The following is a 13,060-nucleotide window of genomic DNA, read 5'->3' on the forward strand; positions in this document are numbered from 1 at the left end:
TAAGAAGAAGTGTGAAGTTAACTAGGCGTTGGGTGCTCGGAGCTGGACGTAAAATCACTCTATTTAAAGTGATCAACAACGAATTTTTTAATTATTTCCTAAATAATTAAAAAAGAATCTCTCATTAAGGTTACTTGTAATCCTTTAGAGAGATTCTTCTTTATTACATACAGTGATTTAATCATCCCGGCTCATGCCAGTAAATATGAGAATTAATCGAACAAGCTCAAGAACTGCAACTGCCGCAGCAGCTACATAAGTGAGTGCAGCTGCATTTAGTACCTTCTTTGTTTCCCGTTCCTCACTATTTGAAATAATCCCCAGTGAAACAACTTGATCCATCGCTCTATTAGAAGCGTTAAATTCAACAGGTAGCGTAACAACTTGGAATAGGACCGCTCCAAGCATCAGGATGATGCCGAGCAAAAGTAATCCCGAAACCTGTGCAAATATACCAATCATAATGAATACCCACGAAAGATTAGAACCAATATTTGCAACTGGTACTAGCGAATGTCGAAAACGAAAAAAAGCGTAATCTTGCTGATCTTGAATAGCATGTCCTACCTCATGTGCACTAACAGCAGTTGCTGCTAGTGAATGACCATGGTAGTTAGTAGAAGATAGACGAACTACCTTCGTCCTAGGATCATAATGGTCACTTAAGTATCCTTTTGTTATTTCTACATGTATATGATATAAACCATTATCGTCTAATATCCTTCTTGCTACTTCAGCACCCGTCATTCTTGAGGATGAAGGAACTTTGGAGTATTTATTGTATGTTCCCTTTACTTTTAATTGAGCCCAAATTGGAATCAAAATAATAAGTCCCAAATATATCAAATAATTTCCCATCGAAGTCCTCCTTGCACAGTTGTATTACAATTCTAGGGACAAGAGTACTTATGATCAATCTTTCGTATTATTTTTAGAACGCACTGTTTCTTTCGTTCCTTTATATTTTCTCCAACCTACATAAGATAATGTACTAATAATAATACTACCTGTTGAAATGATGACCCACCATAAAGATGGATCTGCTTCATCTTTCTTCATTTCATCAAAAATTGCTTTCATTTCATATTGCAATTCATCAAGTTCTTTTTGGCTTGAAACATTTTCAAAAATTTGCGGCCTATACTGATCCAAATATTGAAATCTTGCATCTACCGTTTGAATGGTTTCTGGCTTCACATCAACTTGTAAACTGTAATAAATCAAATCGTATTGAATCAATAATGCATTTAATTCATTATGGAACTGCTGTGAATTCTTTTCTGAGACTGCTTTCTTCGTTTCACTAAAAGTAGACATCATACTTTCTTCCAACTCTGTCCACAGTGGACGATGATTCGAGGAAACAGCATCAACGACTAACCGCAGTTTCGTTAATGCATTTACTTTATAATCATACGTATTCTCGGTAGTCTGTAATGATTTTAGTGCACCGTCATAAGCAGCTGTAATAATTTTTAGCTCGTCCGAGTTAAAAGCATTTTCTTCACCTGCCATCGCAAGTAATTCCTCAGAAAAGGATCGCAACAAATGAAGGGCATCTTCATCTCGTTTTATTTTCATCATCTGTAGAGCTTCATCAGATTTTTGATTCAATTTATCTATATTCGAAGAGGTCATCGCATAAATCGGTGAACCAATAGTAAAGATCATTACAAACAGCATTAACAATAATTTCTTAAACATAAACTTGTCCCTCCTCTTTCATACTACATATATGAAGTAAGGGATAAGAGTAGACCACAATTATAGTTTTAGTTCATAGCGAGGTCGGTTCATGCCAAAGTAGTAGCAAATGAAGATAGATACAATACTTAACCAAAATGTAAAGTAACCAATTTCATTCATGTACACGGACAAACTACCATACCATGGCATTTGTCCGAATACATAATCAATCATTTCATTATGTAACGTAAATGTGGCTGCTACTGCTAAATGCCATAACTTAATACGATAAAATCTTGCATACAACAAACCCTGCAGCGCCATTGCTAAATGTGATGCCATTAGCATATATCCCGTCCAATGAAGGCTTCCACTTACTTTCAAGGTAAGAAGGTTCATTACAACGGCCCAAATACCGTATTTAAATAGTGAAATCAGTGCGAGCGCTTCAAACAAACCCCAATTTTTTCTCAAAAGAAAAGCGATTAAAACAAAAACAAAAAACAAACATGCTGTTGGACTGTCAGGTACAAATGGAATAAAAATCGGAGCGGTTTCTTCCAATTGCCCCTTATACCAGTAATAACCGTATATTGTACCAAGAATATTTACCACTAATAATAAGATAATAATTGCCTTATTCCGCAATATTGTATAGATAATATTCATCAAATTATCATTACCTCTTTCATAGATTACATCTTATCGTTTTATCATACAGTGCACACATAGAAAAGCCAACATTTTCTATCATGTTGACTTTTTTAGATATTTATTTAGTAGGTTCATTATGTTCGTGTTCATATAGTTTTCCATCTTCTATATAAACAACTCGATCACATAAATCTAACATCCGTTTATCATGCGTTACCATCAAGGCTGACTTCTTACTACGTTTTACTTCATCCGCTAACATTTGTATAACAGCACGACCTCGTTCCGAATCTAGACTAGCGGTGGGCTCATCAGCCAAAATGATTTCCGGGTCATTCATCCACGCTCTTGCAATGGCTACACGCTGTCGTTCCCCACCAGAGAGCTTTTCTGGATAATGATTACGACGATGATCTAAACCAAGACGATCTAACAATTCATCGGCTCGTGCCTCATCTTGTTTCGTAAGCTTCCCTTTTAACTGCGGAATCAATAATAATTGATCTCGAACAGTTAAGTAAGGAATTAAATTCGCTGCTTGAAATATAAAACCAATCTTGTTCAATCGAATATCATTCAAATTTTTCTCAGACAGATTTTGAATTTCTTGATTATCGATTCTAATTTTTCCACTTGTGGGTGATAGTAAAGCGCCGGCAATTGAAAGAAATGTACTTTTACCGGCTCCAGAAGGCCCGACAATTGCGACAAATTCTCCAGCTTTCACTTGTAATGATATATCATCCAATACCTTTACAGATGTATTACCATCACCATATATTTTACTAATATGATCTAAAACCAGTTTATTTGTCATTATGCAGCCCTCCCAATCGCTTCAATCGCATCAATTTTTGCAACTCGATAAAGTGATAGTAATGAACCAACCACTGAAACAACTAAAAATAATGCTGAACAGCCGGCGACTAGGCCAAGACTTAAATCAAAAGGCATCGAGCTTGGTAACATATAGGAAATACCATAAGTTAAGGCAATACTGATTACTAAGCTAATTACAGAAAGCAACATTACTTGAGACATAATATTTCGTGCTAAATAGGCAAACTTTGCCCCAATAGCTTTCAATACACCAAACTGATTCATTTTTTGAATCGTGATTACATAAAAGAAAACCGCTAAAACGAATGCTGCAATGATAAATAGAAATACAATCATCATTAATAATGAGCCTTGCTCCTCTGAATACCCTGGAATTCCTTTTAATGCTTCATTGATTGTAATCACATCGATATCAGACATGTGATTTTTAATATCTGTCATTTGATTTTGATTAGCTTGTAAAGCAATAGCGTTAAATCCTAGTTGACCTTTATTCATCTTTGATTCATTCATCGCTTTCCAAGCTTCATAGTTCATAAAAATAACCGGAGAGTGACTGAAAGACTGGTCTTTCGTAAAACCACTAATCGTAAATGTTTGACCTGATATTTCGTCAGTCACTTGATCGCCAACCGCTAATCCTTCTTCTTTTAAGGAAATATCAGCAATAACTTTATCTTTTGTTTCATTATTGATTTGCTTACCTTCAACCAAATCTGGCATCAAGCTACCCTTCGTATTCACTGCAAAGAATGTAACATCAACCTTTTTTGCAGCTTCACCATTCGTGATTGCTGTCATTTGCACTCCTAATGGCTCTATATTCTCTTTCTTTATATATTGATTTACATCATCTAACTGTTTCTCCGATAACATCGAACGAGTAATTCGATGCTCAGCATCCTTTTGTAAAAGAATATAATCAGCTTCCATCTTTTGAATCGCTGAAGCATTATCAGATGAAAGGCCTTGTGCGAGTCCAGATACGAAAAATACTAGCCATGCAATCAAAACCATAATTAATCCAATTAATAAATATTTAAATTTAGCGTGTTTCATCTCTCTAATAGCAAGAAACATCGTTTGTTCATCTCCATTCATCAAACTTTCAATGTCTATGTTCTTAACTTGAACATAGTATAAAATTTGAATATGAACGGAAGATGAACAGCTCATTACATGTTAGGAAGCGTAATTCTAAAGGTTGTCCCTTCACCTTGTTTACTTTTCACTTCAATCTTACCATCATGCAAATCAATTATTTTTTTTACGATCGCAAGACCAAGTCCACTACTATTCCGCTCATCTTGTCTACTTCTTGATTTATCACCTTTATAAAACCTCGTAAAAACATGAGGAAGATCTTCTTCACTTATTCCTATACCTGTATCTTCGATTTCAATACAACAGGATTGTTCTTCTAATAGAATACAGATTGAAATTGAACCTCCATCATTCGTATATTTAATACTATTCGTTAAAAGATTAATCCACACTTGATACAGAAGTTTTTGATCACCATTTATCATAGTTGTAGGTAAATCAAGATCCAACGCCAACTCTTTCTCTCGCCAGCTCCATTGATTTAGTGTAACAATTTGCTTCAATTGTGCAGCGACATCAAATGTTGACTTTACCAATATACCTTGCTCTTTATCTAATGACGCTAGTGTAAGCAACTGCTTGCTTAATTGAGACAATCGCTGACTTTCATCTTCAATGATTGATAAATAATAAATACGTTTCTCCTCTGGTAAGCCTTTCACTTGTAACATTTGAGCAAAGCCTTTAATAGATGCTAGCGGAGTTTGAATTTCATGGGAAACATTTGAAACAAACTCTTGGCGCATACCTTCTAGTTGCTCAATACTAAGCACCATATCTGAAAAGTTTGACGCTAATACGCCAATCTCATCTCGCCTATTCATTTGTAATTCGATATCATATCTTCCTTTAGCTATTCGCTTTGTTGCTTCTGTTAATTTTGTTATTGGCTTCACAAGATAACGAGTGCTAACTGCTACAAAAACAATACTTAATAGACTGGTTACAACTAGTAAAAGGGCAAAGAAAAAGCGTAATTCTCCAAACTGAACAGTGACATTAGGGCGAAGAAACAAAGCGTATGGTTTAGTGTCTATCATCATAGGAACACCGATTGTATTTATTAAAACATTATCAAAGAAACCTGTTATAAAGGCGCTAGATGGAAAATTAGCAATCCCATGATATTCTTGTCCTTCAATTACACTCTGAACAATATCTGCATCTAGCTCTTTTTTTCGATATTCACCACCATAAAAGGTACCTTTATGATTTTCATCTACTAAATAAATTTGATAACCAAGCTCTCCTATGCTTTTTAAATAAGCATCAACATCTACATTTTGATTATTTTCATAAAACGCAACTATATCGTTAGCCATCTTAGTAACTTTTTCATCATTACGAGGTTTTAAATTACTTTGATAGTACGCATTCGAAATGATAAATGCTAACAAGCTACTAAAGATCATTACCACTAATGTCGTTATAACGATTCTCAAATAGAGTGTTCTCACTTCTTAGTAACCTCCAATTTATACCCAACACCTCTTACTGTTTTGATACTAAAATCAACTGTCCGCTTCGCAAAACGTTCTCTTAAACGTTTAATATGTACGTCAACCGTTCGATCATCGCCTCCGAAATCCGTCCCCCAAATAAGTTCTATTAATTCTTCTCGTGTAAATATCCGATCTGGATAACTCCCTAATTGAGACAGCAAATCAAATTCTTTCATTGGTAACATTAATAACTTACCGCCACTAATAACTTCATAGCTTTTTCGGTCTATTATCGTATCATTAAGAACAATTTTCTCGGCATTTACCATCTGATATCGTCTTAACAACGCCTTTATCCGAAATAAGAGCTCTTTCGGTTCAAAGGGCTTTGTTAAATAATCATCTGTTCCAACTGAATAACCCTTCTCTTTATCTACAAGCTGATCCTTAGCTGTTAATAAAATAACTGGAATATCATAATATGATCTTATTTCCTGGCATAGCTGAAAGCCATCTTTATGAGGCATCATCACATCCACAATAGCCAAATGCATCTGTTGTCTTTCAAGAATAATCGACGCCTCTTCTCCATCGACAGCTTCAAAAACCGTATAACCTTCTCCTTGAAGATGCTGTTTAATCAATTCTCTAATATGATTGTTATCTTCTGCAATCAATATATGAATCATCGTAATCTTCAACTCCCTAACTAATAATCATCCAAGTATATATAGCAACTTATTCTTTAATATATATAAATATCATATCTCACCTCAAAAAATAAGTTAAACGATTTTGAGAAGCAGTCAACTAAAGAATAATCTTTTATAAAAGTAATATAAATGCTATTAATATTAATACTGTACAAAGTCGTATTCGATTATAAAAACGCTCATTAGACTTTTCATCGTCTATAAAAGAAAGACTGCTAAACAAAATAAAGAAAGCGGTAACAATTAGCACCATAATGATTTCAATAAAGTGGGTTGGAGAATGAAAAAGCCAGAACCATTCAATCAATGCACATGATAGAGTAAAGAACATGAGACTTTGTTTTCTTCTTTTCATTACATCACCCCAAAGACACCTTTTAAATAGTATATGCGGATATTTTTAGAGCGGTAATGATTATCGTAATAATAGACATACATCATTGGAAAGTGAAAATGATGTTTTGTTAAAACAAAAAAACTAACGGAAATTTTTACCGTTAGTTTTTCAACCTTATTCTTTCTTCTGCAAACTACCTATAAATTCAGACAATTGCTTCAACTCTTCATCAGTACCTTTAAACGAATTAGGTGGCATTATACCTTTTCCCTCTTTCGCGATTTTTGCGATTTCTTCAGGAGTTAAGCCTTGCTCTGTTAATTTCGGGCCTGATGCACCTTCTAAGCTACCACCGTGACATCCGATACAACCTTGAGCCTCGTACAATTTGTAACCAGGATCATCTTTATTAATCTCTGGTCCTAATACAATTGCACCTTGTTTCTTAGAAGCTTCCCAGTCATGGTTAACAACTGAAGACCAAGTTAAATAGAAGATACTAGCAATACCAAGTAACATGAAACCTGTTGCAAGTGGACGTTTTGCTGGTCTTCTTTCTGGTCCTTGATCAATAAATGGGGCCAATAATAATGCACCAAATGCTAAACCTGGAATAACCATTGCTCCAATTGCATTATATGGGCCTGAAGCATACGTATACTTCAATAACTGATACAAGAATAGGAAGTACCAGTCTGGAAGTGGAATATATCCAGCAGCTGATGGGTCTGCCATTTTCTCTAATGGCGGCACGTGTGCTACTGTTAAACATAAAAATCCGATTAAGAATACCGCTCCAACCATCCATTCTTTTAAAAGAAAGTTTGGCCAAAACGCTTCCGTTTTTCCAGGGTATTCTGAATAATCTTTTGGAATGTTCGGTTTCCTCACAGCTGGAATTCGTGAATCACCTACGAATTTCATTCCTTTTCCACGATGCATTTCACAACCCCCTCCTCATCTAAAAATTCCGTATTTTCAAATTATTTAAATATTATAGCGGTCCTGAAATACCTTGTTTACGAATCATTATGAAGTGAGCTGCTACTAATCCTAGCAATGCTGCTGGTAAGAAGAATACGTGAATAGCAAAGAAGCGGGTTAGTGTTTGGGCACCAACTATGGTTGCATCTCCAGACAATAATGTTTTAGCAGCAACACCAATAATCGGTATCGATTCAACAATTTGCAGCGTAACTTTTGTCGCAAATAGCGCTTTCATATCCCAAGGTAATAAGTAACCTGTTAAACCAAGTGCTAACATAATAAAGAATATTAAAACTCCAACAATCCAGTTTAGTTCACGAGGTTTCTTATAAGCTCCTTGGAAGAATACACGCAATGTATGTAAAAACATCATGACAATAACTAGACTAGCTCCCCAGTGATGCATACCACGTACAATTTGGCCGAATGCTACTTCGTTTTGTAAATAATAAACAGATTCCCAAGCATTTTTAATATCTGGTACATAGTACATTGTTAAAAACATACCCGATAAAATCTGAATAACTGTAACGAAGAATGTCAATCCACCAAAACAATATACGAATGCGGAAAAATGATGTGCGGGATTAACATGTTCTGGTACTTCATGGTCTGCTATATCGCGCCAGAGTGGCGTAATATCAATACGTTCATCAACCCAATCATAAATCTTATTAAGCAATGATTACACCCCCTTCAAGTTATTCACTTTGATAGTTCCTAAACTAACAAATCCATCTTTCACTTTTACTTCATACAAATCAAGAGGACCGATAGGTGGTGTTCCTGGAACGTTCTTTCCATTCTTCTCATATAAACCGTAATGACAAGGACAGAAAAATTGGTTAGGATTTTTTTTGTCGGTGTTCCAATCAACCATACAACCTAAATGCTTACAGACTGGTGACAGTGCCACAATATCCCCTTTGTCATCTTTGTACACCCAAGCCAATCTTGTTTCTTCAGATTCATGCCAAGCATCTACTTGATTTACCGTGAAACTTACTTTTTGTGGTTCATCAGTCAATTCACTTTCTTTCACTTTCGTAACAGTAAAGCCATCCTCTGCTTTTGCCTGCAAGACAGGATCAACTGCAAATCTCACCATCGGCATAATCATCCCTGCCGCCATGAAACCGCCTACACCTGTTAAAGTATAGTTTAGAAATTGACGTCTAGAAACACGCTGTTTGCTCATATAATTTCCCCCCTTCTATCAAAAAAGCTTTAGTCCAAAGGACATAAAAAGGACAATTCTATAAAACTAGGACATTACAATGATATATCAATATTTTTCCAAGGTCAATAATCTAACAACACAATTAATGGCAAGAATGTGTCATATATCCATTTTTTCCATAAATATTAAACTTTCCATTTTCGGCTAATAATTCCCAATACATCACTTATTTGTTCTTCCATCATCGGTATTTTATACTTTTCTTCTAAACTCTCTAATGGAAGGGAAGGTATATATAATAAACTATTCTCTAATTCGTTCTCTATAGATTTCCAATCCGCATCAGACGTTAGAAAAAACAAAAATGAAAACCCTTCCTGATCCAACGATTGTTTCCATTGCATAATTTGTTGTTTTTTCATTTCCATGTCCCAATCACAGCCATAAGTGAATGGAGGTAAAAGCAATACTCTTCCTTTAAACTGTTTTTCAATTTCCTGTGAGATAATCGAAATAAAATCATTGATAGATGCGCTTTGTTTGATTCCTTTTTGAAAGGTAATACCGGTTAATGGCATTATGACGGTATCCACATATTCTTTCGCACCTATGTACATTTCCATATCTTTTGAAATCCACTTCATATGTAATCGCCCCCCTGTTATATTTCCAATCAATTACATAATATCATTTTTTAACCAGTTGCAACACAAAAAGCGAAGCATACCAATCTGTACACGCTTCGCTTTTAAATGACTATACTTTTTTCAATTTGTTTAACTGATTAGTTAATGATTGGAATGCTTCATAATCATGAGCATCTAACGCTTCATCGATTTGCTTCAAAAGCTGACCTCTTTGAAAGGTAGCTAAAGAATGTTCCAATACCTGTTCAGCAATTATCTTATCTTTTTCATTACTACCGCTACTCATTGGAATATAAGGGTTTTTTTCAAGAACTGCTGCATATTGATAAGAAGAATATGCGGCACGAAAATGCAATGTAATAAAGATGTCTTCATCTCTATTTAGGCGAATATCATGAAATGATTTCTCAGCATCTGTTGTCATGATGTTCGACTTATAGAATTTGAAAGGTGCCTCATCTACACAATGAGTAGACATTACTAATCCGCGTGGACAACATTCTGCATTCTCAACAAAATGCACCTTCTTCATTAGCTGATCATGACTCATTAAATAATTCAAAATCCATACACATTCTCGTCTTTTTAATTGATAATGATTTAAAAACCAGCGAATAAATTCCTTTTTCTCATTCACAGAAACAGGGGCAGCCATTGAAAATTCCCTCCTCTGTATTGCATTTTTTTAATACTTCTTTTGAATGGACAAACAAAGTAAAAACTTTATTGAGATATAAATATTTAGCAGTCCATAAAAGATGATTATTTAATTGCTATTTCTGTAAATCTCATTGCTTAACTCTATTTGTTTTTCAAATTCTCAATTACCGATAAGTATTCTTCATTCCAAGGGCTGATAGTAAGTAGCATATTAAATATTTCTTCAGAGACCTTACTATCTCCTTCTTCTAATAAGAAATATCCATAATCACGAAGAAATTCTTCATTATGCTGGTACGTTTGAAATGCATCTTGATAATACTGTCTCGCTTTCGTAAATTCTTCAAGTTTATCATAGCTAATTGCAAGTAACCAATCGAATTGCGGATCATTTTCACCGTATTCTTTCATACTTTCTAATGTTTCCACACACTCTTCATACATTTCCTGACTTATAAAGTACTTCGCTAATGTAATACCAGCTTCTAAATAACCTGGATCAATCGCAATGGATTCTCTAAAATAAGTTACTGCATCCTCTTGTTCATTCAGTTTAAGAGCCATTTTAGCTGCTTTGAAATACAACTCCTTGTTGAATTCATCTTGCTTTATACCCTCTTTGACCGTTTTGTATGCCATTTCGTAATCATCAAGTTGCTCATAAGAACTAGCTAAGTAATAATAAAGAGAATTAAATTCATGATCCATTGTTTTCAATTGCTCTAGCTTTTGAATAGCTATTTTGTATTGACCGGCTTGAAAAGCTGTTAAACCATACTGAAATAATGAATGAAGCTCTGTTTTCTTTTGGAGACTTTTCTCATAATAAGGCAAAGCTTCTTCAAATTGACCTGAACTACTATATGATTCCGCTATTCGCTGATAAAGAGAAATCCCTGCAAGCTCTTCATTTTCTTTTAATACTTCTTGATAATACTGAATAGCCTCTTGAAAGCGTCCTTGTGCAAAACATTGCTCCCCTATTGCAAAATCAACTAACAATTCATCAGGTAGCATCTTTTTTGCTTCTAGTAACTTTTCATATGCTACTTCATCTAAACCATTCAATGCATACAAGTCAGCTTCTAACAATAAAGCACTTGGATAAACGGGGTCACCATGCTTCACTTGTTTAACAAATTCTAATGCTTCATCTTCTTTATCTAATTCGATACAGATTTCTGCAAGTGCTAACAGAAGCTCTCCTTCCTCTGGATGCGTAGCAAGAAGCTGTTCATATAAGCCAAATGCCTTCTCAACAAATCCTAAATTTGCTAACTTCTCTGCTAGAACAAATATATCCTCTTCAAGCCCGCTGTTTTGTATAGTATGTATATGACGGTATGCTTCGTCAAATTCTCCATTGTTGATTTTTTCTAACACTTTTTCAATCGTAATCATATTATTCATCCTATTCTTGTATGCTATTTAATTATTTACTGAAAAAAACCTGGAATTTTTATCACAAGTTCTTTTCCCATCTTTGAAGGCAAATTGACTTGTGAACCTGTTCGAATTACTTGATTCTTAAATACAGTAAACTCAATTTTGTCACTATATAACATTTGCTTGTTCAGCAATAATTGTCGATTATCTTCATGTATAACATTATATGTTACTTCTCCACCCGTTCGCAAAATTCCTCTATAAGGATAAACGCCAAACATCTTCATTAACTTCTTTGATAAATACTGATGAGTAGGTATACATTCATCAGTATAGGCTAGATTACTATTTCGAAAAACTTGTTTCCAAACCATTAATTGATCTTCGTGGATTTCAGAAAATTGTGGAATAAAAACTAATTTATAAGGAAAAGCCGCATCTCGAATCCAAGTTATAGGTATGTGTTGTAACTCAGATAAATCGTAAACACTTATAATAAGGCCAGGAATCAAGTGCTGTCTACAGTAACGTACAATAGAAGGTCTTAATAATTGTAGAGGTATACGTAATACTAATACATAATCTAGAGGGAATTTCAATAATAATTTTCTTGCATTCTCCAAAGCTTGATTAATTTGATGTTCATATGTTACATCAACAGGAAACAAAACGGTTGTTGCTCCAAGCAACACAATCTTTGTTGTATACTCAATACTATTCGCCTGATATTCTGCAAGATTCCCAATAATTGTTTCCCCAGCAATCATTATATACTTGTCCATTTGTAGTCGAATAAAATTTATGTGCTTAACAGAAGTGTCTCTACTATAGAAGGCATCATTCTTCACAACAAGATTTGTCTCTTTCATTTCGTCATTTTCATAAAGAGAGATTCTTTCCAATACATATGGCATGATTATCACTTCCTTATGGATTATATGCCAATGTATGTACTTTTTCTGTTAATTATGCTTTATACTCATTCTCATTATAAATAATTTTCACCGGTATATGACTAAATAACAATAGTAAAATATTATTCCATTATTACCAAAAACACGAGTTATATATACGGAAAAGAACAAATAAAGAAAATTCATCTGTACTTCTTATTTCGCTCTTTAGAAACATAATTCCCACTTAACTAGCTTTATAACTCAGTTCAATATGTAGCAAAAGCAAAATATTAATGAAGCATTCGTGTGAATTCGATTGATCAAGTAATAAGAGATTGTCTAATAAATGCTATTGTCTATCTTTGTTTAATTGTGGGAAAGTATTTTCTTTAGACTTATTAGAAGATACAGGGATTTCATCTAGACCGAAAGCGCCAATGATAGGTTGATCAGCCAGTTTATCTATTTCATGTAAACTACTTCGGAGGGCTAACAAAGCGCAAAAAGGCGTTCGAAAAGTGATTTTCA

General features: G+C 34.4%; 15 protein-coding genes. All 15 read right to left on the reverse strand.

Annotated elements, in window-relative coordinates; translation table 11 throughout:
• Nucleotides 1-177 precede the first annotated feature (177 nt).
• Nucleotides 178-858: a zinc metallopeptidase gene (locus V7014_RS13040; RefSeq protein WP_335507787.1), complete on the reverse strand. Its 681-nt coding sequence runs from the start codon at nt 856-858 to the stop codon at nt 178-180.
• Nucleotides 859-912: 54 nt separating this feature from the next.
• Complete coding sequence (gene ypjB, locus V7014_RS13045; RefSeq protein ID WP_335507789.1) at nt 913-1,704, reverse strand: sporulation protein YpjB; 792 nt, start codon at nt 1,702-1,704, stop codon at nt 913-915.
• A gap of 60 nt (nt 1,705-1,764) precedes the next feature.
• Entirely contained in the window at nt 1,765-2,355 is a 591-nt protein-coding gene (locus V7014_RS13050) for a DUF1405 domain-containing protein (protein ID WP_335507812.1), read from the reverse strand.
• A 103-nt stretch (nt 2,356-2,458) separates the two neighbouring features.
• Nucleotides 2,459-3,157: an ABC transporter ATP-binding protein gene (locus V7014_RS13055; protein WP_335507791.1), complete on the reverse strand. Its 699-nt coding sequence runs from the start codon at nt 3,155-3,157 to the stop codon at nt 2,459-2,461.
• Entirely contained in the window at nt 3,157-4,260 is a 1,104-nt protein-coding gene (locus V7014_RS13060) for an ABC transporter permease (protein WP_335507814.1), read from the reverse strand. The genes V7014_RS13055 and V7014_RS13060 overlap by 1 nt, the downstream gene beginning before the upstream one ends.
• Nucleotides 4,261-4,355: 95 nt before the next feature.
• A complete protein-coding gene (locus V7014_RS13065) occupies nt 4,356-5,741 on the reverse strand; it encodes a sensor histidine kinase (protein ID WP_335507793.1) in 1,386 nt (461 codons plus the stop codon).
• A complete protein-coding gene (locus tag V7014_RS13070; protein WP_335507795.1) occupies nt 5,738-6,415 on the reverse strand; it encodes a response regulator transcription factor in 678 nt (225 codons plus the stop codon). Before V7014_RS13070 ends, V7014_RS13065 begins: the two co-directional genes overlap by 4 nt.
• A gap of 136 nt (nt 6,416-6,551) precedes the next feature.
• Nucleotides 6,552-6,794, reverse strand: coding sequence for a hypothetical protein (locus tag V7014_RS13075; protein ID WP_335507797.1), 243 nt, complete (start codon nt 6,792-6,794; stop codon nt 6,552-6,554).
• Nucleotides 6,795-6,950: 156 nt separating this feature from the next.
• Complete coding sequence (locus V7014_RS13080) at nt 6,951-7,718, reverse strand: menaquinol-cytochrome c reductase cytochrome b/c subunit (protein WP_335507798.1); 768 nt, start codon at nt 7,716-7,718, stop codon at nt 6,951-6,953.
• A gap of 52 nt (nt 7,719-7,770) precedes the next feature.
• Nucleotides 7,771-8,445, reverse strand: coding sequence for a menaquinol-cytochrome c reductase cytochrome b subunit (qcrB, locus tag V7014_RS13085; RefSeq protein WP_335507800.1), 675 nt, complete (start codon nt 8,443-8,445; stop codon nt 7,771-7,773).
• Nucleotides 8,446-8,448: 3 nt separating this feature from the next.
• Complete coding sequence (locus tag V7014_RS13090) at nt 8,449-8,961, reverse strand: ubiquinol-cytochrome c reductase iron-sulfur subunit (protein WP_335507802.1); 513 nt, start codon at nt 8,959-8,961, stop codon at nt 8,449-8,451.
• Nucleotides 8,962-9,128: 167 nt separating this feature from the next.
• On the reverse strand, nt 9,129-9,587 hold the full coding sequence (locus V7014_RS13095; protein WP_335507804.1) for a YpiF family protein: 459 nt from the start codon (nt 9,585-9,587) through the stop codon (nt 9,129-9,131).
• 112 nt (nt 9,588-9,699) lie between these two features.
• Nucleotides 9,700-10,245 carry a ReoY family proteolytic degradation factor gene (locus V7014_RS13100; RefSeq protein ID WP_335507806.1) on the reverse strand — a complete coding sequence of 182 codons (546 nt, stop codon included), beginning with the start codon at nt 10,243-10,245 and terminating at the stop codon, nt 9,700-9,702.
• Between the two features lie 146 nt (nt 10,246-10,391).
• The gene (locus V7014_RS13105) at nt 10,392-11,651 is read right to left on the reverse strand and encodes a tetratricopeptide repeat protein (protein ID WP_335507808.1); all 1,260 of its coding nucleotides are present in this window, start codon (nt 11,649-11,651) and stop codon (nt 10,392-10,394) included.
• A 35-nt stretch (nt 11,652-11,686) separates the two neighbouring features.
• A complete protein-coding gene (locus tag V7014_RS13110; RefSeq protein ID WP_335507810.1) occupies nt 11,687-12,550 on the reverse strand; it encodes a hypothetical protein in 864 nt (287 codons plus the stop codon).
• Between the last annotated feature and the right edge of the window lie 510 nt (nt 12,551-13,060).

It is taken from the genome of Bacillus sp. JJ722, from assembly GCF_036963345.1.
GTDB lineage: Bacteria > Bacillota > Bacilli > Bacillales > DSM-1321 > Bacillus_AD.